We start from the raw sequence: 24,290 nt of genomic DNA on the forward strand, positions 1-24,290 counted from the left end.
AAGGGGGTGTCCCAAAAGCCATGAAATGGCTGCTTGGGACACCCTTTGGTTTTAGAGTAGGATATACTTAGGCACTTCGAGAGGACGCTCCGTGAACGGACCGTTGTTCCAATCGCTGTTGTCCCCAGATTTTATTTATTTTCCTAAGCGGTGAAAATCCGGGGACAAAGGCGACCGCTACCGCTTTTCCACAATCAGTCCGTCCTCTCCACTGTTTAAGCGGGAGAATCATTTTCAATTCTTTTAAAAATACAAAAAAAGAAACCATTCTTTGGTAAAATGGAAGTGTCGAGCAACCATTTCAAAGGAGGGTTTCTTTTGTACATTCAATATACCATGGACCAACTTTGCTTGCCAATGGATCTGGAAGAAGATATTCCAGAACACCACCTCGTTCGTGTCGTGAATGCGGCCGTCAATCGGCTGGACGACGCCATTTTTGACGCGGCCTACCCTGGCGGTGGCCGTGACAGCTATCACCCTAAAATGCTTACCAAAGTCATCATTTACGCCTACACTCAGCGTATATATTCCTCCCGCCAAATCGCCAAATCCATCCGGGAGAACATCCTCTTCATGTGGCTCGCCGGACGGCAGCGGCCAGACTTTCGGACCCTTAACCGCTTCCGCTCCGAGCGGATGAAGAGCGTTCTCGAAGCCGTATTTACCGCCGTGCTTCAGTTTCTGGCTGACGAAAAATACGTTTCTTTGGAGCAGTACTTTGTGGACGGAACCAAAATCGAGGCCAATGCTAACCGTTATACGTTTGTGTGGGGCAAAGCCGTCAGCAAACACAAAGCCAAACTGCAGGAAAAGGTACATGCCCTGTTCGCTGACATTGAAGCGGCACAAGAGCAGGAAGACCAAGAGAATCAAGGGAAAGATCTTGCTGAACTCGGCACAGGTTTCGAAGTGAGCAGTGTAAAACTCGAACAAGCCGTGGAAAAGCTTGAAGCTCAGCTTGCCCTAAAACCGAAAGACAAGCCCCTAAAAAAGGCAGTTCGGAGGCTACGGAAGGATTTGCTTCCTCGGCTGCTAAAGTACGAGCAGTACCAAAAGCTGCTTGGTGACCGAAATAGTTTCAGTAAAACAGACTCAGACGCGACGTTTATGCGAATGAAAGAAGACCACATGCGAAATGGCCAGCTGAAACCAGGCTACAATGTACAGATTGGGACCGAAAACCAGTTTATTTTAGCCTACAGTCTACACCAAAGAGCGACCGACACCCGCTGTTTACAACCGCACATGGAAAAAGCAAGGCAGATCCTTGGGAAACTTCCAAAGACCGTAATTGCGGATGCCGGCTACGGCAGCGAAGAAAACTACGCCTACCTGGAAAAGAAAGAGATTCAGGCGGTAGTGAAATATGGCAGCTACCACAAGGAAAAGAGCAAAGCCTGGAAAGCGAATGTCGGAAAGATGGAGAACTGGATGTACAACGAAGCCGAGGATCACTGGATATGCACGGCTGGACAAACGCTGTATTTCCGCAAAGAGAGTAAGGAAATCGTAGAGAGCGGATACGAAATTCGGAAGCGTCATTACCGAAGTCAGAGCTGCGAAGGATGTCCGCTAAAAGAAAGCTGCACGAAGGCAAGGGGAAATCGGGAAGTCGTGGTGAGCTTGGAACGATTACGGTACCAGAAGCAGGCTCGGGAAACGCTGCAAAGCGAGGAAGGATATCTCTTATCCGTACGCCGAATGACGGAGCCAGAAAGCGTATTTGGACAACTGAAGAACAACCGGGGCTTCCGGCGATTTCTGCTTCGCGGCATCGAAAAAGTGACGCTGGAGGTCGGCTGGCTTTCGCTCGCCCATAATCTATTGAAGCAAGCTGTAAATGACCAAAAACGCAGAGCAGCGATTCTCCAATAACGGGAGAATCGCTGCTCTGTTGACGTTTTAAGCTTTTGAGAACACAGAGGGCCTGTCTCCGCCAGTAGAATATCTACTTATGGGACAGCCTCTCTTTGTATTTCTCCTGTCATTGGCAGTGGTGAATACGATGAATTAGGGTACATTATCTATAGGGGGTAGGAGGCTCATCAAAGTTCTGGTACAATGATATTTTGCGTTGCAGGACTAATTGTCATCAGGAGGATTTTTACAAAGTGATAAAGGACATGATAAGTCTAACCAAGCCTAGGCTGCTGCAGTTAAATGTATTTGCCTCCTTGGCCGGCTTCTGGATTGCTTCACGCTGGTCGCTGGATTGGGGCATTATGCTCTGGATGCTGATCGGTACTACCCTAACGATTGCCTCGGCCTGCGTAATGAACAATTATTGGGACTATGAGCTGGATCAGCGAATGGAACGAACGCGGGAGCGTGCTGAGCCCATTGATCGACTTTCCTTACGATTTGTCTTCGGATATAGTATTGTGCTCGGGGTCATCGGGATCGGAATTTTGTTCTTACTCGTGAATCCCGTCACAGGCTTGCTGGGACTGCTTGCCTGGTTCGTTTATGTGGTAGTGTATACAATGTGGCTGAAGCGCAGTTCCACCTGGAGCACCTCTATTGGTGGAATTGCTGGCTCCATGCCTCCGGTGATGGGCTATTGTGCTGTTCGTGGAGAGGTTGATCTGGGTGCATGGCTCCTGTTCATCTTTTTGTTTCTGTGGCAGCCCGCGCACTTCTGGTCCCTTGGCATTCGTCGGGTTGAGGAATATCGGGTAGCTGGCTTTCCACTTCTGCCTGTCGTAAAGGGCGTCCGTCGTACGAAGCTGCAAATGATTCCCTATGTACTTCTGCTAATACCTGCTGGCATTTTACTTTTCGTATATGGCTATACCGGATATATTTTCTTGGTGGTGTCGGTCATTGGCGGCGTGGCATGGCTGGTGCATACCATCAGCGGACTTCGTGTTCAGGAGAATGAGCGCTGGGCCAAGGTGAATTTCATGTTCTCCGTCAATTATCTAATGATCATGTTCATTCTCATGGTAGTCGATACGCCACGCCTGTAGTGCTTATTTACTCTTCGTTAAACTTATGCTTCTTAAGAAGCATTCTTTCAGAAAGCTTTTAGCTACGCTTCTCCAGCACGCTTCTGCACGCTTCATTATCGTTTGTTGTTGAATTGCTTCGTATATAACGACTAGTAAGGTGCAGGAGGTTTGTTCATGATAATCTAATTTGCACTTGTAGCATGAAATCCATACAACAAAACCTCCTACACCTTGACTAAGGTACAGGAGGTTTTGTTCGTGTTGATCTTATTGTGCGCTGTCGATAACCTCTTGCGGGATCGAAATAGCTTCCACCTCGTTAAGCTTGGAGAAGGTAGCGTCCATGGCCATGCTCATATCAAGTGATTGCCCATCCATGCTCATGTCCATCTGCATTTTGACAGTGGAGCTAAGTGGGAAATAGGTCTTTTTATCAATCAGATAGCTGATCTCCATACTCTTCAGGTTCATTTGCTGCAGCATCGCCGATAGCTGTTCGTCGGCAGCACCACTTTGACTCAGAAATTTCTCGGCCAAGGCTTTTACGTTATCGCCAGAAATCTTGGCTTCCATGAAGTATTGTCCATCCTTCTCGGAGACGTTAACTTCGTCAAGGATCGAGCTGAGCTGCTTCAGCTGCTCCTCAGGATTCCCTTGTGCTTTCATCTGTTCAACCAGTTCTGTAATGGTCGCATCAGGCAGCTTCATCCACGTTCCGGCATTTTCCATGTAGGCAGCTTTTTCGGTAATGTACTGCTTCATGGTTGTTTTCTCGGCAACACCAGGCATCTCGGTAACAATCTCCGAATAGACGCCAAGTGGCTCACCTACATAATCCATGTCAATAGTCATATTGAGCTTCTGATCCTGTGTATTCTCACCAGCTGTGATCTTCATGTCTTGGTTGATGCTGCTTTGCATGTGGAAGCTCTTCAGATTGGCTCCCTCACTAGCAACCTTCTCGATCAATTCCTGAGCTGTTGGCAATGCCTCTGCTTGAGTAGCTGTACCTGTACCTGCGGCCGGAGCCGCCTCTTGTGGAGCAGCGCTGTTGCTACCACATGCGGTGATGCTGATCGCCGCGAGCAACCCCACTGCAATTGATGTCCATTTCTTCACAATTATACCCCCTAATGTAGTTAGGGATTCTGCTTGTGTCGTGTAACACTTCTTTATTCCAGACTGCCTTCATGGTAATAGCAATAAAAGAAAACACAGAACCCTCTTTATTCAGTACTGCATAATGGTTATGCAAATACTCAATACACCTAATCATAACCAATATTGGCGAAATATGCAGGAGTCTTAATTCCTAACATGGAATGTATTGTTTGCACACCAAATTAATCATACTTTTTTTCAAAATCAGGAATAATGTCCTAGAAACAGACTTTTAGTATGTATTTTTTGTAAGCTATAATAGCATCAGGACAGCTCTGCTTTCACAAAAGAACATGATGTGGGATGATGAAGGCACAGGAAGGGGTAGGGATATGGGATTGGAGCCAGGAAAGACGGTTGTTGGTTTTATTGGTATTGGTGTCATGGGGAAAAGCATGGCTGGGCATATCAGGCGGGCCGGATATGAGCTGCATGTGTACACAAGGACAGCTGCAAAGGCGCAGGAGCTGATTGAGCTGGGTGCTGTGTGGCAGGAATCGCCTGCACATCTTGCGGAGATCTGTGACGTGATCATCACGATGATTGGCTATCCCAAGGATGTGGAAGAGGTATATCTGGGGACAGAGGGGTTGGTCCAGCATGCCAAGAAAGGTGCTTATCTCATTGACATGACGACCTCCAGTCCACTTCTGGCTGCGCGGATTCATGAAGCTGCAGCAGCGAGGGGATTGTATGCACTGGATGCTCCCGTATCCGGTGGAGATATTGGAGCACGGGACGCGAGACTGTCCATCATGTGCGGTGGTGCGGAGGATGACTTCGCAGCCGTGCTGCCGATCTTGGAGCTTATGGGAGCCAATGTGGTGCTACAAGGTAAGCCAGGAGCAGGACAGCACACGAAGATGTGCAATCAGATTGCCATCGCAGCGGGAATGATTGGTGTGTGTGAAGCGCTGGCTTATGCACGTACTGCTGGTCTGGACCCGGCGCAGGTACTGAAAAGCATCGAATCCGGGGCTGCAGGTAGCTGGTCGTTAAGCAATCTCGGTCCGCGGATGATCGCGGGTGATTTTGAGCCGGGCTTTTATGTGAAGCATTTTATCAAGGATATGGGGATCGCCCTTGAGGCTGCCAAAGAGATGAAGCTGGAGACACCGGGTCTGGCTCTGGCAGAATCTCTCTATCGCGAACTGGCTGCTCTGGGCTACGAGGAGAAGGGCACGCAGGTGCTCTATAAGCGCTGGTTCCAGGACTAGACTAGTGACTTGACCAGCACCTTAACCAGTATCGAGATCAAGTGTGAGTGTAGAGTCGCTGCAAGCGGGGAGCCTTTTTCAATGCGAAATTAGATTCGCTCAAGGTACTGCTATAGGATTATTCAATAATCGCTAAGCTACAACGGTACGCCTTGGAGGGCTGTGAATAGTCTCCAGGGCGTTTTGAATTTCTACTATTTCGCAATTGCATAAATATGAAATGAACCAGAGACTGAGTACGAATAGATGACTTCAGCTAATAAGGGGAATTGGTACAAAGTTCTTAAAAAAAGGCTACCACAAGCTGATATGATTTGTCGCCGCATTGTACTATGATGCAATAAGTGCATTATTTGTAAGAGACTACATAAGAAGACATAGAGGAGTGGGTATTTGTTTTGAAGACAGGACATCAGGATCACAGCACAGTACACCAATCAAGCCTAATGGACAGATTCAGAGGCAGTGTCAGCTTGAAGCTGCTCATGATCGGATTAATCATCGTTCTGCTGAATGCATGCGGTAGTGGTAAAGGTAGTGGTGATGGACAGACGCTCGACAGTCCGAATATCGACAGTGATATCCAGGTCGGGCAGGAGACAGGTCAGCCGGCTACTAATGATACGAAGACAGAAGACGGGGCAAGTGAGACGACTGGAACGCAAGCAGCTGAAGACACAGCTACAGACTCAGGGACGGCCAGTCCCGCTGGACATCTCGGATTAGAGACCTCGCAGGAGGAGCTGGGCTCGTATGTGGATGAGCATGGCTTCATTCGCATTAAGGAGCATCCCATCCGTCGAGTGAAGGTGCAGGATACGGGCAACATCACTGTAGCCAATTTCGGGGATTCAGTAGTCAATGTAGAGACAGAGGAGGCCATCCATCCGAATTCAGAGCAATATATTCAGGATGCGTACACATTCTTCACAACAGGGCTTGCACCAGAGGAGACCTATAAGACATGGAACGAGGCCTCTAATACGGAGAGAGCGCTGGTGAAGGTACTATTTTTGTCGAGAGAAGGATTGCTGATCCTGGAGGAGGCTCAGCGGACCAATGACTTCACCAGTGAGTCGGCGCGTAATTCGCTTCGATTCTTCCAGGAAGCTTCTTCTTTGGATTCGTGGCTGCCTAGCGGGATAACCTCCTCGGACACGATTATGTTCACGAAGTATGACACGCTAACCAAGCCTGCCTGGGCGAAGCTGGCCGCAATTCAAGATCCGGCAGCACAGCCTGAAGCATTCGCAGCAGCCTACCAAGAGGCAAGAGCAGAGACTAACAATATCATGGGGCTTCTCAATATATTCCTGTCGCCGAATGCACAGGAGCGTCTGGACAAGCTGGATAATGGCAGCAAATAGAATCTATTCAGGTTGAACGCGTAAAAGTAAGAAAAAGGAGGGCAACAGAGAAGTGTGAAATGGGAAGAGAGACCGCTGTATGCTCTCTTTTATTCTTCAATAATAGAGTCATAACTTGGCTGGCTAGGATGATCTAGTCAGCTCTTCTTTTTTGGCCACCTCTATGCTCGGGGGTCTTAGTTGATCCGCATATTCACTTGCTTCCTTAGCTAGTATCACCGATTCGATCCACTCATCCAATCCAATTATAGATTGTTCGCTTTCGTCTTATAACGATGGATGCAGGAGCTTTATGAACTAGCTTCTCAGCATAACACCTCAAAGGTCGAATCATTGAAGAAATGGTACGGATTTTTGAACACTGTGGATAGAAGACAGAAATTATAATAATAAATGGTAATTCAGTATGGCGTGGTAGGGAGGCGCGCACCAGCAGATTGGCAGCATCTATTTTTGTAAGCGCAAACATTTAACGATTGTTCAGAATGAATGTACCTTGGACCATGACTACACTTGGAAGGAGACTGTACATGAAGAAGCGAACAAAAGGAGCTGCGCAAAAAATAGCGATCATTGCTGTAAGCGCAATCATGATTGTGACTGGTGTGGGAGCCGGGGGGCAACCGGCAGCAGCCAGCACCGAGGGGGCTGGGGAGACAAGGATGAAGCAGATGGAATATCTGAACCGTGGACTAGTCGCGGCCACAACGCCGGACGGAGCATTCTTAAGCTGGCGTCTGCTCGCGGATGAAGCTACGGGCCATACAGCATCTGGTCTTAGCGGACCGGGCTTCTATGTATACCGGAACGGTGAGCGGATTGCTTATGTCACGGACAGCACTAATTATCTGGACCGTGAGGGAACACCGGAGTCTCAATATTCCGTATCTGCTGTCGTATATGGAGCGGAAGCTGATCCAACGGGCACTACAGAGGATGTGTATGGCCTAGAGCTGGAGAGAAGTCCTGTAGTACAGCCTTGGGATGGCGAGTACATGGACCTGCCACTGAAGAAGCCGGCCGATGGCGTTACGCCAGCAGGAGAATCCTATACTTACTCGGCTAATGATATGAGTGTGGGAGACGTGGACGGTGATGGAGAATACGAATTGTTCGTGAAATGGGATCCATCCAATGCCAAGGATGTGTCCCAGAAGGGCTACACGGGGAATACTTACATTGATGCCTATCGCTTGGATGGCACCCTGCTGTACCGTATTGATCTGGGGAAGAATATTCGTTCAGGCGCCCATTATACACAATTCATGGTCTATGATTTTGACGGGGACGGGAAGGCAGAGCTAATGTTCAAGACGGCCCCGGGCACGCAGGTCATTCCTTATGATGCGCAAGGTCGTGCAGGCAAGGCGCGTTATATCACGATGCCCAAAGCAGATCTCAAAGCAGGCTATAGTCATAAGGATGACTACCGCATGAGTGCGGAGGATTACTATGAGCATGTCGTGAACATGTTCATGAACTGGCATCGTCATGAGGAGGTCCTTAACGGGAACTGGCCAGCAACTCTGGAGGAGAGCTTCGGAATCGAGCCTCGATACAACTATCCACTCTCTCGTGCAGACGCTGAGAGCCTGGCTGACTATTTCATAGATGAATACGCTCCTTCCCGGAGTACTCGCAATGAATTGCGAAGCTTCGAGGGCTTCATCCTGGAGGGACCAGAATATCTGAGTGTATTCGAAGGACTTACAGGCAAGGAGCTACAGACGATTCCGTTCAAGGTAGGACGTCATGATGATGGTCTAATGTGGGGAGATTATGCCATGAGCCGTATCGAACCGGGTAACCGGGTAGACCGTTTTCTGGCAGGAGTGGCCTATCTGGATGGCGAGCATCCATCGGCTGTCTTCGCACGCGGCTATTACACACGTTCGACGCTGGTAGCGTACCGTTGGGATGGTGAGCGTCTGAAGGAGGATTGGCTGGTGGATAGCGGCTGGACACCGATGAGCAATCCGTTCAATGACGGACCGCATGGTGTTAATGGCACGGACCCTGAGTTCGGAACACTGACGACCCAAGGCGCCCATTCTCTCAGCGTGGCGGATGTAGATGGTGATGGCAAGCATGAGATTATTTATGGCTCGGCTACGATTGATCATGATGGCTCCCTGCTCTACAGCTCCATGGATGTCATGCCTCCAGAGAGCGCCACGCCAGGGACGACAGCACGGCTCGGACATGGAGATGCGTTGCATGTCGCTGACATAGATCCGGATCGTCCGGGGCTGGAGATCTTCATGGTGCATGAGGGGGGTTCCTATGCTCCGTATGGCTATTCCCTGCGGGATGCCCGGACCGGTGAAGTCATCTACGGAGGATATACAGGCAGGGATACTGGACGTGGCATGGTCGGGGATGTAGATCCTTCGCATCGTGGTCTGGAGACCTGGGCTGTCCAGCTTCGTACCGCCGATGGGCAGCAGATTAGTACTTCCATTCCGGGCACGAACATGAATATCAAGTGGGCCGCTAACATGACGACACAGATTGTGAATGGCTCCCTGGAGAACACACCAACTATCGAGGACTGGCAACGGGGAACGTTGCTGACAGCAACAGGAACACGCACCAATAATCACACGAAGGGTACGCCCTCTCTTGTAGCTGACATCTTCGGTGATTGGCGAGAGGAGCTGCTTGTGCGCACAGCCGATAGCTCGGCCATCCGTATTTATATGAGCACCGAGTTAACGGATCGAAAGCTGTATACACTCATGCATGATGCGCAATACCGAACAGGAATTGCATGGCAGAATTCGGGCTATAATCAGCCATCCTATCCAAGCTTCTATTTTGCTTCAGATACGGAGTGGTCTGAGGTGCCGCTTCCACAGCTGCGGGCTCCGGGAGCACTGCATGGAATGGGGGAGGCGTTGAAGCAATTCAAGGCTGATGGTGAAGTAGATGAGAAGGTGTCCCGTAAGCTGGAGCAGCGTCTGACCCAGGCACAGCGACAGCTGGATCGAGGGGAGCTTGGCAAGGCTGAGGAGCATGTGCAGCAGATGATCCGATTGCTGGAGAAAAGTAAGAAGCCGCAGGATATCTCCGTGCGTGCTGAGCATGGCTTGCTTCGATACACGAATATGTTCTTGGGTTCGAACTAGATCGGGAACGTATTCATGTGACCCGACCCTGATCGCTTCATGATTCGTTAATATCTTCCGGTAGATATGGCCTTGTGCCATGATCTGCCGGAAGTTTTTTTGCAATTTCGGACGAAGCTACTGGCAAATGCAGAAAATCATAAAAATATGGGGTATATTAAAGTATACATATTTTGCAATTCACAGTATGAATAACAGGTCCGACAGAGGACGGAAAATTCCGGTTTCGGAGGAATGACTGACTATGGCACTCATATTTACTTTCTTGAAAAAATACCGGATTGCTTCTTGTGTGGCACTGAGTATGATGCTGATCGAACTAGTTGTAGAGCTGTTGCAGCCCTGGATCATCTCCAAAATCATTGATGAAGGAATACGTCAGCAGAATGCGCAGGTCGTATGGATGTGGGGTGGCATCCTGACTGGTGGAGCACTATTGGCCTTCGCAGGGGGTGTATTTGGCTCCTTCTACGCATCACATGCCAGTCAGGGAGTCGGCTACGATCTGCGTGATCGCCTATACCGCAAGCTGGAGTCACTGTCCTACGCAGCGTTTAGCCGCTTTGCCGTGTCCTCGCTCATTACGCGTCTCACAGGTGATGTCACGCAGCTGCAGGAGACGATCTTTATGAGTCTGCGTTTCATGTCACGGGTGCCGTTAATCGTCATCGGGAGTGTCATCATGTCATTATTGGTCCACTTCAAACTGGGGCTGCTGCTAACGGTGATGGTTCCCATCCTGATCGTAATCCTGACCATCGTCATGAAGCGGGCAGCACTGCTGTATCGAAGTGTGCAACGCAGACTGGATAAGGTAAATGGGGTCATCCAGGAGAATCTCAGCGGGATTCGTCTGATTCGCGTATTTGTTCGCATGAAGCACGAAATGGGCCGCTTCGCAGAGCATAATCGGAATCTGATGCAGGGGACGATGTCTGCCTTGCGGTTCACGGAGACGACAATGCCCTTTGTGCTGTTCCTAATGAATCTGGGCATTATCGGTGTGCTGTGGCTGGGAAAAGCGGATATTGCTACCGGAGATGCTACGATAGGTGAAGTCGTTGCGGTCATTAACTATATGCTGCGGACCATTGGAGCCTTGTCGGCCTTGTCGTGGATTGTATCGACGTATTCCAGGGCCGGGGCCTCCGCACAGCGGATTGGTGAGGTGCTCTACGCCGAGGATCTTGCTCCAGAGAGCTCGCACTCTCTATCGAACTCACACGCTCTATCGAACTCGCAAGCACTATCGAACTCGCAAGCACTATCAAACTCGCAAGCTCTAGAGAGCTCGTATGCTCCAAGGAGTCTTGTCCCACAGAGCCATGCATCAGTAGCGAGCCCTTCGAACGGTGATACTCCAATCTCCGAAGCTAATGGTACTACGGAACGGTCGAGGTCTGAGATAGGGCCTGCGTCAGCGCCGATTGTGGGAGACATTGCCTTCGAAGAAGTAAGCTTCAGCTACCCCGGAAGCGACCTGCCTGTCCTGCTAAATATATCGTTCCAAGCGAGAGCGGGGCAACGGATCGCCATCATGGGGGCTACGGGCTCAGGCAAGACGTCCCTGGTGCAGCTCATCCCCCGCTTATACGAGGAGAATTCGGGCGTGGTGCGTATGGATGGACATCCGGCGCGTGAGCTGGATGTGCACCAGGTAAGAAGCTCTATTGGATATGTACCGCAGGAGGTGCTGTTATTCTCGGGCAGTGTGCGTGACAATATTGCTTGGGGGAATCCAGCGGCAACAGCTGCGGAGATTGAGCTTGCAGCCCGCCAAGCACAGATTCACGAGACGATTGAACGTCTGCCACAAGGCTATGATACGATGATCGGCCAAAAAGGTGTGAATCTGTCCGGCGGCCAGAAGCAGCGGCTATCCATTGCCCGTGCGCTAGTTCGCAAGCCAGCGATTCTTATTCTGGACGACAGCACAAGTGCGCTGGATGTGCAGACCGAGAATGCTCTGCTGCGGGAGCTAAAAGAATTGGCGTGCACAACGATTCTCATTACGCAGAAGGTCAGTTCAACGGCCTCAGCAGATCTGATTTTGCTATTGGACGAAGGACGGCTAATGGAGAAGGGGAGCCATCAGGAGCTGATGGAGCGCTCATCCTTATACCGTACCATTTATGATTCACAGCATGAGGAGGAGGGGCAGCATGTTCAAGGCATTCGTTGAGCCTTTCCGTCATCCACGTCCTGTCATAGAGCCGGGCGCAGGACAGGCAGCAGGCTCTGGCCGAAGAGGCAGACCTGCCAAGGTCAAGGACTGGTCTGCTACGTTGCGGAGATTGTGGACCTACCTTGCGTCGCGCAAATTAAAGCTGTTCTGGGTGCTCTTCATGGTAGTGCTTAGCTCAGGCCTCGCACTACTAGGACCTTATATGGTTGGGGTGGCGGTGGATGACTATCTGCAGGGTGCAGGTAGCTGGAGCTGGGGGTATTACCTCTGTGCGCTGGCCCTCGTCTATGCTCTTGCCTCGATCACAGGCTGGCTGCAAAGCATCTGGATGATCGGAATTGCCCAGGATACGGTGTATCGTCTCCGGTATGACCTGTTCTCTCATCTGCATAGACTGCCGGTCGCCTATTTTGGCAAGCGCCAGCAGGGAGAGATTATGAGCCGTCTGACCAATGACATCGAGAATGTTAGCTCGACGCTGAACAGCTCGGCTATCCAGATATTCTCAAGTGTGCTTACCCTGCTCGGTACGCTTGGCGTCATGCTCTGGCTGAGTCCGTTGCTGACACTGCTCACCTTCATTGTTGTGCCTTTGATGTATGTGGGGATGCGCTGGATTACACGCAGGACAGGTCCCTTGTTCAAGCAACGCCAGCGCAATCTGGGCGATCTGAACGGCTACATAGAGGAGACATTGTCAGGACAACGGCTAATCAAGGCCTTCTCTCAGGAGCAGCGGGTCATACGTGAGTTCGGAGAGCGCAATGACCGCATCCAGTTATCTGGCTTCTGGGCGCAGACGATTTCCGGCTTCATTCCGAAGCTGATGAACGGACTGAACAATCTCAGCTTTGCCATTGTAGCAGGGATCGGCGGGATTCTGGCTATCCACGGAGCTGTGACGGTAGGCATCATGATCGTCTTCGCCGAGTATGCTCGCCAATTCACACGACCGTTGAACGATCTGGCGAATCAATGGAATACGCTCCTGTCTGCTCTGGCTGGAGCAGAGCGTGTATTCGAGGTGCTGGATGAGGATGAGGAGGCTGGTGATGAAGGAGGCTCTACAGTAATCTCCAGTGTACAGGGGGCTGTGCGTTTTCAGAAGGTAACATTCTCCTATGACAAGGATAACAGTGCAACTCTAGAAGACATCACTTTTGAGGCTCAGCCTGGTGAAATGATTGCCCTGGTCGGTCCTACCGGAGCTGGCAAGACAACTTTGATTCAGTTGATATCCCGCTTCTATATTCCTGACGCTGGCACGATTACGCTCGACGGGCGGGACCTGAGCACGATCACCCGCGAAAGTCTGAGATCTCACATGGCCTTCGTGCTGCAGGATTCCTTCCTATTCGAGGGAACCATCCGCGAAAATATCCGGTATGGAAGGCTGGATGCGACGGATCAGGAGGTGGAGGAGGCTGCCAGGCTTGCGAATGCCCATTCCTTCATTTCCCGATTGCCGCAGGGCTATGATAGACTGCTACGGGCAGATGGAAGCGGAATTAGTCAGGGACAGAAGCAGCTGCTGGCTATTGCCCGAGCCATGCTGGCTGATCCTGCTATTCTCGTACTGGATGAGGCGACCAGCAGCATAGATACAGTTACTGAGATCAAGATTCAGGAAGGGCTTCACCGTCTCATGCAGGGAAGGACCAGCTTTGTGATAGCCCATCGGCTGAATACTATCCGCAGAGCTGACCGTATCCTGGTGCTGAAGGACGGAAGATTGATCGAGCAGGGGACCCATAAGGAACTTCTGGCCGAAAAAGGCTTCTACAGTCGCCTGGTCTCTGGTCAGCTGGAGCATTAAATAGCAGGTATATTACGATAGGTCTATTAAGCAGAGCACTATTTCCCAACGATGGGGGAACGAGTGCTTTGTTTTTTTATACGATCGCTATGATCCTTTGTTAGAAGCCACTCATCTGTTAGAAGCCGCTCATCCTGGCCTGTTCAGAATCCGTTCAGTGCGTCCTGTTAGAATGAGTGCCACAAGATACTTCAGACAGCCGTGTGTCCACTGGGCTCAATTCGAGAATGGGGACGGCATTACAATATTATATAAAAGGACGGACAGGGCTAATATGAGTAAAAGTTCATACAGCTTGGCGTTGTTGTCGGGGAAGACTGTGGAAGAGCATTGTAGAGAGATTATGCAAATCTATCGAAGATACAAGTTCATGAAGGATGAAGATCTCGGCAAGATCATCCGTTCAGCACAGCAGGAGCCGAAGTCAGCACAAGATAATGAATGGCGTTACATGGTATTCGCTGCAGCAAAAGAGGCCGTTCGCAGGGTGACAGGGCTGGAGGTGCATGATGTTCAGCTCTCGGCAGCCTGGTTCATGACAGAAGGATATTTCATCGAAATGAGATCGGCAGAAGAGAGGCTGCTAGTCTCTCTTTTGGCATCGACCTGGTTAGCTGTACAGGGCTGTGGAGTTCACATCATGGCTGTCAGTGATGAGGAAGCCTTCCAGGACTATAAAATGCTGCGTCCAATCTTTGAATTGCTTGGCATGCAAGCAGGTATGAATTATCCACAAGGAACCGTGAAGCGTAAGCAGCAGGCTTATTTGGCTGATGTGACGTTCGGCGGTTTTCATGAATTCATGGCCGATTATTTGCACGATCATCTGACGATACAGGACAGGGAGCGCATTCAGACCTTTCACCGATATGCGATTATTCATGATGCTGAATCTGTGCTGATTCGTCATATGCTGAGTCCTTTGATTATGCAAAGACAAGGGTATGGAAAAGAGGATAGTGAGCATCTGTTGCGGGTAGAAATGTCCATAGCTCACTATTACAGACAATATACGCACGTGTGTGGCTCAGCGGCTGTACTGACTTCCGATGAGGAGGAGCTCGCACGGATCTATGGTGTTGAATGTGAGATTATGCCTTCCTCGCATCTGCGCCAGCGTGCACTCACAGAGGAGATTGTTCGCCACCACCGCTCAGCCGCCAAGATGACTTGGAACAGACCTGGCTACCAGCCTGAGTCATCAGACAGTCTTCGGGCAGCGGGATTAACTTGTCTCGCAATTAAGCCCGATAAGGAGAAGGAGCATGCCGAGAAGATCTTCAAGGAGCAGCAGGAGGAGCTCTCCTTCCATCTGCATCGACTTGGGCGCACCAAAGAGATGAGGGCACGTGCAGCTGCGCTGGATGAGCCTTTATACGATCACCGCTCCAAGATATATAGCCGAAGAGATCAGATGTGGGAGAAGAAGTCTGTTGCAGGTCATCTCCATACACATTTGAAAAGATATATACAAAGGTATTCGGGGCCACGAAGTAGCCTTCAGCTACAATTATTTAACTTGGGGCTTGAGCTGCTTGAGGATCGACATCCAGTACTGCAGGAGGAGCCTTTAACAACTATGGAGCTTATCGAGACCTGGGACGATCTGTGGGCCGCGATGCTGCGTAGGAATGGTGCCTCCAGAATGCTCATGCACTGTCGGGAACAGTATATGCGTATGCTGGATAAGCACTGGTCACTATATACGGAGAGCTTATTGGAGCTTAAATGGGGAATGACCCAAGGGAAGGAAGAACGCCAAGGAGTAGCAGAGGCTTATTATCAGGCTGCTGAGCATTTCTTTCAGCAAGCGGATCAGGAATGGAACGGTGACTTTGCCTCATGGATGCTGGAGACCGCGTTGCCATCTTATTTGGCACATGGGTCCAGCTTGGCCTGATCCTCTGCCCGAATCGGACAAGCTCGTGTATACTGTAACCATACAGTGACGAACTTAGGAACAGCGACATGTTGCTAGGATTCATGATGGAGGTTATTGCATGACTACACGAATCATTCTGGATGTCGATACAGGGATTGACGATTCACTCGCTATTGCCTATGCTGCAAGCTCGCCGGAACTCGAATTGGCCGGAATTACGACTACGTACGGGAATATCTCGCAAGAAGAGGCTACGCGTAATTCCTTGATATTGCTGGAGCTGCTGCAACATGATGCACCGGTGTATCCGGGAGCTGCCAAGCCCTATGCCCGTGAGCTGTTCAAGCCTTATGCCCGGCATATTCATGGGGAAGATGGTATTGGCAATCAACTGGCTGGGGAGCCGATCAGGAAGGCAGAGGAGAAGCATGCAGCCGACTTCATTATTGAGCAGGCCAAGCTTCATCCACAGCAATTGACGGTAATTGCTGTGGGACCTCTGACGAATCTGGCTCTGGCACTCGACCGATGCCCGGAGCTGCCGCAGCTGCTCGGCCATCTGATTATTATGGGGGGTGCCGTGACAGTTCCGGGGAACGTTACACCTACGGCAGAGGCCAATATTTATTCTGATCCAGAAGGAGCTGCTCGCGTAATCGAAGCAGGCTTCCACATGACGATGGTGGGGCTGGATGTGACGATGCAGACCCTTCTGCCACAGCGACTCGTAGAGAAATGGCGGGCACAGGGGACAGCGCTATCCGGTTTCTTGACAGGGATGACGGAGTTCTACATCGACGCCTATCAGAAGTTCAAGCCGGGCATTGCTGGCTGTGCGCTGCATGATCCATTGGCTGTAGGAGTGGCCATTGATCCGAGCTTTGTTCGCACGAAATCCATGTACATTCAGGTGGAGGCTGGGGCTTCAGTGGCTGTCGGAAGAACGAGTCAGTCAGACGGACCCATAGGGTCCGCCAGTCAGCAGATTGAAGTGGCACTCGAAGTGGATGCTGACAGATTCCTGGAGCATTTCTTGCAAAGGGTCATGCATATCCACAGCACAGCGGCTAACTAAACGTTTATTCTACAATCATGTCTCTCTTTTTGTGGGGAGCATGATTTTTTTTGTTGACACACCGTACTAACTGTATTATATATGATAGTACAGTTAGTACAGATATTAGAGATAAAGAACACTTGGAGCATATGAAACGGGATTATGAACCTTAACCGAAAGGAGGAAGTGTATGTTTGAATTGGATGTTCGCAGCCGGAAGCCCATCTACGAGCAGCTAATGGATAAAATTCGATCCTTGATAGTCAGTCGTGCACTGGCACCGGATGAGCAGCTTCCGTCTGTACGCGTCTTGTCCTCACAATTGACGGTGAATCCCAATACGATTCAGAAGGCTTACCGCGAGCTGGAGCGAGAAGGCTACATTTATTCCGTTCCCGGCAAAGGCAGCTTCGTATCTCCGTTGGAGGAGCTACCCCAAGGAGTCAAGCTGGAAGAGCTACGGGGACATATGCTTACTTTGATGGAGGAGGCTATATTCTTGGGTATGACGAGAGAGGACCTGCTGCAGCTATATGCAGAAGCGTCTCAGCTTCAGCACGGAAGGGGGAAGCACGATGATTGATATTAGTGGGGTCAGCAAAATCTATGAGAGTGAGAAGGCGGTCGACAGCCTGACCATGCAGGTACAGCAGGGATCTATCTTCGGATTGCTCGGCTCGAATGGAGCTGGCAAGACGACTTTGCTGAAGATGCTCGCAGGAATCATCCGGCCCGATGAGGGGACGATTACATTGGAAGGGCGCGAGATCTATGAGCAGCCAGAGGTGAAGCGGCGGGTGCTGTTTGTTCCCGACAGCCCGTACTTTTTTCCACAATCGAATTTGCGTCAGATGGCGGATTTCTACCGATCAATCTATTCGTCATGGAGTGAGGAGAGGTTTAGTCAGCTCAGTAGCATATTCAAGCTGGACCCTCGTCGCAAGCTACATCGCATGTCTAAGGGAATGCGGCGTCAGGCAGCCTTCTGGCTGGCTCTGAGCAGTTCCCCGGATCTACTCATTTTGGATGAGCCCATTGATGGTCTTGACCCGGTTATGCGCAGACATATGAAGAACCTGCTGTTCCAGTATGCTGCCGAGCGTCAGATGACTGTCGTAATCTCTTCCCATAATCTGCGAGAGATTGAGGATATGTGCGATCACGTAGGCATTATGCACAAGGGGTGCCTCTTGCTTCATAAGGAGATCGACGATCTGCGAGGAGATATTCACAAAATTCAGGTCGCCTTCAAGGAAAGTGCTCATCTTGATGAATTAGAGCAGCAGCTAGATATCTTACATAAAGAACAACGTGGCACGGTACTGCTCTACATCATTCGTGGCGATCAGCTTCGTATTAAGAATGTGTTCGCTTCCTATCAGCCTTTGGTTATGGACCTGCTTCCGCTAACCTTGGAGGAAATATTTATCTATGAAATGGGGGACGCCGGGTATGCCATCCAACCGATCCTTCTTTAATCGTGGCATGTTTCGTCAGAATCTTAGACAGCACGGGTGGATCAGCATCTTGTATCTACTCGCTCTGATTTTCGTACTGCCGATCCAACTCATACTAACCGTGAATTGGGAGGGAAGGCTTGGAAGGGAGCAGCTCGACAATCTCTTTGTCGTGCAGGATGCCTTGCAAGCTCTCATTTTGGTGGTATTTCCTGTTATAACCGGGGTGTTCATAACCAGATACCTGCAGAGCAGGGCCGCTGCCGATCTCTACCATAGTCTCCCGCTACGTCGGAGCCAAATGCTGACCAATCAGCTGTTGTGCGGGGGGCTCATTGTGCTGGTACCTGTATGTCTGACCACTGGCATTTTGATCTTGATGACAGGGAACGAGCAGTTAGCTTATCTTTTTGAAAGTGCTGATGTATGGTATTGGGGAATTACCGCGAGTATGGTGTCACTGTTCCTGCTTGCCTTTACGATATTCGTTGGGATGTGCGTAGGACAGTCTATATTCCAGACGGTGGTAGTCAGTATTTTATTGCTTCTTCCTGCCCTATGGGTGGAGTTGATAGAGTTATATTTGCGAAAGTTCATCTTCGGGTATCCAGATGTCAGTCTGCTGGGTATGAAGAGTGAAAGGCTATCGCCGCTAGTCACGGTATTCTCCGCTTATTATTTGCCATTAACCTGGATTGACCTGCTCATATATATTGGATTATGTGTGATCTTCGTCGCACTCTCATTCCTGCTGTACAAGAGAAGACATATTGAGAAGGCGTCACAAGCCGTCGTGTTTACTTACTTTCACCCGGTATTTAAGGCAGGGGTAGTCCTGTGTGCAATGATGGTGGTGGGATTTTATTTCAGTGAGCAATCACGAGGGAGTCTGTCATGGACGTTGTTCGGATACGTGCTTGGCGCGGTGATCGGATACATCGCTGCCGAGATGATGCTTCGCAAGTCGTGGCAGATCTGGGGTCGCAAGATGCTTGTGGAGTCTGCCGTATATACAGCTGTTATTGGACTCCTGCTCTATATTCCTGTCTCTCCGTGGACTGGCTATGAAAGTCGAATACCAGCAGCTTCTACGGTGGACGGCGTATTTTTCGGGGAATATTTACATCCATACAACCAAGATGGTAATGATAACAAGGACATTCCATATGTACAAAATGAAGAATATACGGCTGCTGTCCTGAGCCTGCATCGTGAGATCGTTACCTCGCGTCCTGACGAACGTCGGATAACGGGTAGAGAAAGCCGTCCCGTGGTGATCTCCTATCATCTGAAGAATGGGAAAACGATGCTGAGAGCATATACTGTGCCTGAGCAGCAGCTGAGGGAGCAACTGAAGACGGTTATGGAGATGCCTGCTTATAAGCAGGAGCGGTATCGTCTGCAGCAGCTGGAGGCTTTGCCGGATCGCGTCACCATTGAATCTCCTGACAGCTACAACAAATATACTGTGGTAACTGGTAAGGATGAGATTGATGAACTGATGCAGGTGCTTACTGAGGAATACCAAGCGATGGACTATGAAGTGATGAGCGATAGCATCCGGCCCCGTGCAAATATTGATTTGTTATGGCAGTCACAGGACAAACAAGAAGTGGACCAGAACAGGATTACTTTGCAGTGGAAGCCTAGCTTCAGCAAGCTGAGTGCCTGGATGGAGGAGCGTGGGTTTGCACAAGAGGTTGCTCTTCAGCCTAAGGACATTCGAAGTATTGAGATTGTGAAGTATACACCAGCAAGTGCAGAAGCTATGTCTCAGCAGTGGCTGCCACCATATGAGCTCGTCAAGCAACCCAATTCCATTTCCTTGATGGAAGCTCGGGACGACGCTATGATGCAATATATTCTGGACCATAGAAGAGATTATGATCCTGCTGATCCGCGGACAGCCTATGTACTTCGAATGCTAGTTCAGAATACGGAGAATTTCTACGTACTGTTCGCAGAGGATGTGACACCAGAGCTGACTGCATTTCTTGAGCGCTGACCAATTGCTCGCAAGATAAATTCAGCTTAAAGCAGTCTGTTGTCTGTGAAAGTACGTCAATAGAGTTTGTTATAAAGGAATACCAGGGATGATCTCTGATTGGTTCAGAGGTCATCTTTTTTTGGTATATGCGGATAAAAATCGACAACAAATGATACATAACGTATTTATGTTAGATTATTTGACCCGAAATTGGCTTGATTGCTGCAAGAAATTTCTAATGCAAATTAGTTTAAAAAGCATATATTAATTCAATTTAACATTCAAAATGTAAATAAATAAAGAGAAAAATGGTAGAAAACTAATATTTTTTGCGCTTATAATTATTTTTTTGTAACATTATTTGAAAAAGGTAATTGCCCACCCCTAGGAATGTGTGTATACTAATTGTATAATTCATACCACATAATGTTAAATAAACTAACGTGAAACAGCACAAAGTTTCGCAAAACTCATTAGGGGGAATCTCAGTGAAGTTCAAGGGACAGGTATGGATCGTGTTAGCACTGATTACGGCGTTGCTCGCAGGTTGCGGAGGGGCTGGTGGTAATGAAGCTGCTCCTGCATCATCTGAGCCTGCAAGCAGCAGTGAAAGCAAGCAGGTTATCAAGATTGCTACCCAGTCTCCGCTGTCGGGCGGAAGCTCTGTTCAGGGAGAGGCAATCAAGCTTGGAGCGCAGATGTCCTTGGACGATCACAAGGAAGAATTCAGTGCTCTTGGCTATGAGTTGGAGCTAGTGCCGTATGATGATCAAGGAGATCCCAAGAAGGGGGTCGCGAATGCGGAATTGATCGGTGCTGATCAAGCTGTACTTGGGGTCATCGGCCATCTGAATTCAGGCGTGACGATTCCTTCCTCCGTTATATATGAGAAGTACAATATTGCTATGATATCGCCAGCCAGTACAGCAACGGACGTCACCGACCGCAAGCTGAAGGTTGTGAATCGGGTGGTAGCCCGTGATGACTTCCAGGGCCCGGCTGCTGCCGATTATGCAGTGAATACGGTCGGAGCGAAGAATATCTTCGTGGTTCAGGATAAGACGGCTTACGGACAAGGGCTTGCGGAGGCGTTCCGCGATGCGGCCCAAGGTCTTGGGGCTAACATTTCGGGATATGAAGGAATTACGGTTGGTGAGAAAGACTTTAACGGCGTGCTTAATATCGTAGCTGCCCAGAAGCCTGATTTTATTTTCTTTGGTGGTATGTATGCTGAAGGCGGCTTGCTGGTCAAGCAAGCGCGTGACAAGGGGATCACAGCACCGCTGATGGGTGGAGATGCGCTGGATTCCTCGGGTATGGTTAATGTTGCAGGTGCGGAAGTCAAAGGTGCGCTATACAGCTCGGTTGCTGGGGATATTACGAATTCAGACAGCGGCAAACAATGGGCTGACAAGTATGAACAGACGTTCAAAAAGAAATCAGAGGGATATTCCGTATATGCTTATGACTCCATGAGTGTGTTGCTTGAGGCTATCAAGAAGGGCATTGATGAGAATGGAGGCAAGCTTCCTACGCGCGAAGCAGTCAGCACAGCGGTTCGGGCAACTAAGGAGTTTGAGGGTGTAGCAGGCAAGATCACATTTGATGACATTGGTGACAATGCGTATGCGAAGGTGTTTATCTACGAGTTCAAAGATGCAGCTTACCCGGGTGAGATGATCTCGGAGATTGAGAACAGTAAATAATCATCGCATTTTGCAGCCAAGGGGTTCGTGCCGATTGGAGGCCGTCATCCCTTGGCTGTTACTGCATTTGTCGAGAGGAGCAGAACTATGTTAGGGAGCATGCTGCAATCTTTGCCACAGGTATTAATTGATGGTCTGGCGCTTGGGGCGATCTATGCTGTCGTTGCCTTGGGATACACCATGGTGTACGGAATTCTGGAATTGATTAATTTTGCTCATGGCGAAATATTTATGACAGGCGCATTCGTGGGCACGGCGGTGCTGTTCATGTTCCAAGCCTTTGGCTGGATGCAGGGAATACCGTCATGGCTATTCTACATTCTTATTATTGTAGTAGCGATGCTAATTACCGGTGCGCTCGGGGTCGGTATTGAACGAGTAGCCTACAGGCCCTTGAGAAAAGCACCCAAGCTGATCTCGTTAATCTCTGCTTTTGGGGTATCCTTCGTGCTGCAGGATGTGATTCGTTTTATTGCGGAGCTGAAGACAGGGAATTTCGTGGTGAGCACCCCGACGCTGTTCTCGGAACGCTTCAATCTGGAACTTTCCTCGATCTCCAGTGTATTTTCGGATGCGACGATCAAGGCGAATACGGTGTTTATCCTAATTGTGGCCATTCTTCTGATGGCAGGGCTCGACCTGTTCGTGAATCATACCAAGTGGGGAGTAGCCATGCGGGCGGTTGCCCAGGATCGGGAGACGGCTTCGCTGATGTCCATTAATGTGAACAAGGTCATCGTACTTACCTTCTTCATCGGCTCTGCTCTGGGAGGTTCGACAGGTGTGTTGTTCGCCCAGCAGTATGGCACGATTGATCCTTATATCGGCTTTATTCTGGGAATGAAGGCATTTACGGCGGCTGTACTCGGCGGTATTGGTAACATTCGGGGAGCGATGTTCGGTGGTCTGGTTATTGGTGTGCTGGAGATGTTCGCCTCCTCGAATCTGGGTCTGATGACGAGCGGCAACTTCGGCGCGGAATACAAGGACGTGTTCGCATTCATGATCCTCATTGTCGTGCTGATCTTCAAGCCAGAAGGCTTGTTCGGTAGAGCAGTCAAAGAGAAAGTGTAGGTGGACTGTATGAAGCGAATTCAAAGCATGATTACAAGCTTAATTCAAGCTAGCAGGCCTATCCAGGCTGGAATTCTGATCGTCTTTGTAGCACTGGCAGCCTCGGGAGTCTATTTCATGGACAAATCGGTTGCCTCCTTCCTGCTGCTGCTGGGCTCATTGCTCATGTTGTACTACACAACCTTCAGTAACGGGATGAAATGGGCGATTGCCGGCGTGCTGCTGATCTTGATTATTCCGTTTGCTAGCTCGGGTGGACCTGCTTACGAATCCTACATGGAGGTAGCGACACAGTGCGGAATCTATATTGCCATGGCCTTGGGGCTGAATATTGTCGTCGGGTTCGCCGGGCTGCTGGACATGGGCTTTGTTGCATTCTTTGCAGTTGGGGCCTATACCTACGGCATTTTCGCTACGGGGCAGGCTAATAATTTTATCCGTGGCGATATCTTTCCGCTCGATGGCACAAGCTTCTGGATCTTTATTCTACTGGGTGGCTTCATGGCGGGGATCTTCGGAATATTGCTAGGGCTACCTGTGCTCAGGGTAAAAGGGGATTATCTGGCCATAGTGACCTTGGGCTTCGGAGAGATTATCCGGATTATCTTCAATAATATGGAGAAGCCAGTGAATATAACGAACGGAGCGCTCGGGTTGTCCTCTATTCAGCCTCCCGTATTATTCGGATATGTATTTACGTTCCCGCATCAATTTTATTTCATTGTCATAGGGATTCTGGCTGTGGTCATCTTCGCAGTGAGAAGACTTGAGCATTCACGCCTCGGTCGCGCCTGGAAAGCCGTCCGTGAGAACGAGATTGCCGCTCAGTCCATGGGGATTCCGCTGATTCGTACGAAGCTTACGGCCTTCGCAATTGGTGCATCCTTCTCCGGGATGATGGGGGTCGTGTTCGCAGCCAAGCAGACCTTCATTGACCCGACGAGCTTCACACTCATTGAATCGACGACGATTCTAGTCATGGTGGTACTGGGGGGGATGGGAAGCGTCCCAGGTGTCATTCTAGGTGCGGCGCTGGTCACTATTCTGAATCTGCAGGTGCTGACGGAGTTCACAGGTTGGCTGAACCAGCTCTCCAACAAGGGGATCATAGAAATCCCGAATGCATTATCTCCGGCGAAGATGCAACGCTTTATTTTTGGGGCTATTCTGATTCTGGTGGCCATCTACAGGCCGCATGGTTTGATCTCAGCCAAGAACCGTAAGGTGGCTGTACCTGGCAAGCGGGAATCCAGCGTACACCCAGTCTCTAGCAAGGCGACATTACCTGAATAAGGTTAG

The 24,290-nt window shown here is 49.8% G+C and carries 16 protein-coding genes; 15 read left to right on the forward strand and 1 reads right to left on the reverse strand.

The window, feature by feature from the left end; translation table 11 throughout:
• Positions 1 to 318: 318 nt before the first annotated feature.
• Entirely contained in the window at positions 319 to 1,878 is a 1,560-nt protein-coding gene (locus K331_RS0121415; RefSeq protein ID WP_028589927.1) for an IS1182 family transposase, read from the forward strand.
• A 194-nt stretch (positions 1,879 to 2,072) separates the two neighbouring features.
• A complete protein-coding gene (gene cyoE, locus K331_RS0121420; protein WP_226383665.1) occupies positions 2,073 to 2,972 on the forward strand; it encodes a heme o synthase in 900 nt (299 codons plus the stop codon).
• 249 nt (positions 2,973 to 3,221) lie between these two features.
• Here cyoE and K331_RS0121425 read toward each other — a convergent pair whose 3' ends face one another.
• Entirely contained in the window at positions 3,222 to 4,073 is an 852-nt protein-coding gene (locus K331_RS0121425) for a DUF6612 family protein (protein ID WP_028591866.1), read from the reverse strand.
• A gap of 335 nt (positions 4,074 to 4,408) precedes the next feature.
• On the opposite strand from K331_RS0121425, the gene K331_RS0121430 reads away from it, so the two are divergent.
• The 13 genes from K331_RS0121430 (at position 4,409) to K331_RS0121490 (ending at position 24,284) form a co-directional block, all read left to right on the forward strand.
• Positions 4,409 to 5,332: an NAD(P)-dependent oxidoreductase gene (locus K331_RS0121430; RefSeq protein WP_081625264.1), complete on the forward strand. Its 924-nt coding sequence runs from the start codon at positions 4,409 to 4,411 to the stop codon at positions 5,330 to 5,332.
• 398 nt (positions 5,333 to 5,730) lie between these two features.
• Positions 5,731 to 6,699, forward strand: coding sequence for a hypothetical protein (locus tag K331_RS0121435; protein ID WP_018885154.1), 969 nt, complete (start codon positions 5,731 to 5,733; stop codon positions 6,697 to 6,699).
• A gap of 530 nt (positions 6,700 to 7,229) precedes the next feature.
• A complete protein-coding gene (locus K331_RS0121440; RefSeq protein WP_018885153.1) occupies positions 7,230 to 9,827 on the forward strand; it encodes a rhamnogalacturonan lyase in 2,598 nt (865 codons plus the stop codon).
• A gap of 244 nt (positions 9,828 to 10,071) precedes the next feature.
• Positions 10,072 to 12,009: an ABC transporter ATP-binding protein gene (locus tag K331_RS0121445; RefSeq protein ID WP_028591867.1), complete on the forward strand. Its 1,938-nt coding sequence runs from the start codon at positions 10,072 to 10,074 to the stop codon at positions 12,007 to 12,009.
• Positions 11,990 to 13,828, forward strand: a complete 1,839-nt coding sequence (locus K331_RS0121450) for an ABC transporter ATP-binding protein (RefSeq protein ID WP_028591868.1) — start codon at positions 11,990 to 11,992, stop codon at positions 13,826 to 13,828. Before K331_RS0121445 ends, K331_RS0121450 begins: the two co-directional genes overlap by 20 nt.
• A 274-nt stretch (positions 13,829 to 14,102) precedes the next feature.
• Positions 14,103 to 15,728 carry a DEAD/DEAH box helicase family protein gene (locus K331_RS0121455; RefSeq protein ID WP_036635504.1) on the forward strand — a complete coding sequence of 542 codons (1,626 nt, stop codon included), beginning with the start codon at positions 14,103 to 14,105 and terminating at the stop codon, positions 15,726 to 15,728.
• A gap of 100 nt (positions 15,729 to 15,828) precedes the next feature.
• Positions 15,829 to 16,785 (forward strand): nucleoside hydrolase, encoded by a 957-nt coding sequence (locus tag K331_RS0121460; RefSeq protein ID WP_018885149.1) that lies wholly within the window; start codon positions 15,829 to 15,831, stop codon positions 16,783 to 16,785.
• A 172-nt stretch (positions 16,786 to 16,957) separates the two neighbouring features.
• Positions 16,958 to 17,350: a GntR family transcriptional regulator gene (locus K331_RS0121465; protein ID WP_028591870.1), complete on the forward strand. Its 393-nt coding sequence runs from the start codon at positions 16,958 to 16,960 to the stop codon at positions 17,348 to 17,350.
• Complete coding sequence (locus K331_RS0121470) at positions 17,343 to 18,245, forward strand: ABC transporter ATP-binding protein (protein WP_028591871.1); 903 nt, start codon at positions 17,343 to 17,345, stop codon at positions 18,243 to 18,245. The genes K331_RS0121465 and K331_RS0121470 overlap by 8 nt, the downstream gene beginning before the upstream one ends.
• Complete coding sequence (locus K331_RS0121475) at positions 18,199 to 20,229, forward strand: DUF6449 domain-containing protein (RefSeq protein WP_156897695.1); 2,031 nt, start codon at positions 18,199 to 18,201, stop codon at positions 20,227 to 20,229. The genes K331_RS0121470 and K331_RS0121475 overlap by 47 nt, the downstream gene beginning before the upstream one ends.
• Before the next feature lie 470 nt (positions 20,230 to 20,699).
• Complete coding sequence (locus tag K331_RS0121480; RefSeq protein ID WP_018885145.1) at positions 20,700 to 21,917, forward strand: branched-chain amino acid ABC transporter substrate-binding protein; 1,218 nt, start codon at positions 20,700 to 20,702, stop codon at positions 21,915 to 21,917.
• A gap of 87 nt (positions 21,918 to 22,004) precedes the next feature.
• The gene (locus K331_RS0121485) at positions 22,005 to 22,991 is read left to right on the forward strand and encodes a branched-chain amino acid ABC transporter permease (protein WP_018885144.1); all 987 of its coding nucleotides are present in this window, start codon (positions 22,005 to 22,007) and stop codon (positions 22,989 to 22,991) included.
• 9 nt (positions 22,992 to 23,000) lie between these two features.
• Entirely contained in the window at positions 23,001 to 24,284 is a 1,284-nt protein-coding gene (locus K331_RS0121490) for a branched-chain amino acid ABC transporter permease (RefSeq protein WP_028591872.1), read from the forward strand.
• The last annotated feature ends 6 nt before the right edge of the window (positions 24,285 to 24,290 follow it).

Origin of the sequence: Paenibacillus massiliensis subsp. panacisoli DSM 21345 (genome assembly GCF_000426545.1) — a bacterium.
Taxonomy (GTDB): domain Bacteria; phylum Bacillota; class Bacilli; order Paenibacillales; family Paenibacillaceae; genus Paenibacillus; species Paenibacillus panacisoli.

Excerpts from the sequence above, each read along its gene's own strand:
- K331_RS0121430 (WP_081625264.1), top strand. The coding sequence starts at position 4,409 with ATGATGTGGGATGATGAAGGCACAGGAAGGGGTAGGGATATGGGATTG.
- K331_RS0121440 (WP_018885153.1), top strand. The coding sequence starts at position 7,230 with ATGAAGAAGCGAACAAAAGGAGCTGCGCAAAAAATAGCGATCATTGCT.
- K331_RS0121445 (WP_028591867.1), top strand. The coding sequence starts at position 10,072 with ATGGCACTCATATTTACTTTCTTGAAAAAATACCGGATTGCTTCTTGT.
- K331_RS0121450 (WP_028591868.1), top strand. The coding sequence starts at position 11,990 with ATGTTCAAGGCATTCGTTGAGCCTTTCCGTCATCCACGTCCTGTCATA.
- K331_RS0121455 (WP_036635504.1), top strand. The coding sequence starts at position 14,103 with ATGAGTAAAAGTTCATACAGCTTGGCGTTGTTGTCGGGGAAGACTGTG.
- K331_RS0121460 (WP_018885149.1), top strand. The coding sequence starts at position 15,829 with ATGACTACACGAATCATTCTGGATGTCGATACAGGGATTGACGATTCA.
- K331_RS0121465 (WP_028591870.1), top strand. The coding sequence starts at position 16,958 with ATGTTTGAATTGGATGTTCGCAGCCGGAAGCCCATCTACGAGCAGCTA.
- K331_RS0121470 (WP_028591871.1), top strand. The coding sequence starts at position 17,343 with ATGATTGATATTAGTGGGGTCAGCAAAATCTATGAGAGTGAGAAGGCG.
- K331_RS0121475 (WP_156897695.1), top strand. The coding sequence starts at position 18,199 with ATGAAATGGGGGACGCCGGGTATGCCATCCAACCGATCCTTCTTTAAT.
- K331_RS0121485 (WP_018885144.1), top strand. The coding sequence starts at position 22,005 with ATGTTAGGGAGCATGCTGCAATCTTTGCCACAGGTATTAATTGATGGT.
- K331_RS0121490 (WP_028591872.1), top strand. The coding sequence starts at position 23,001 with ATGAAGCGAATTCAAAGCATGATTACAAGCTTAATTCAAGCTAGCAGG.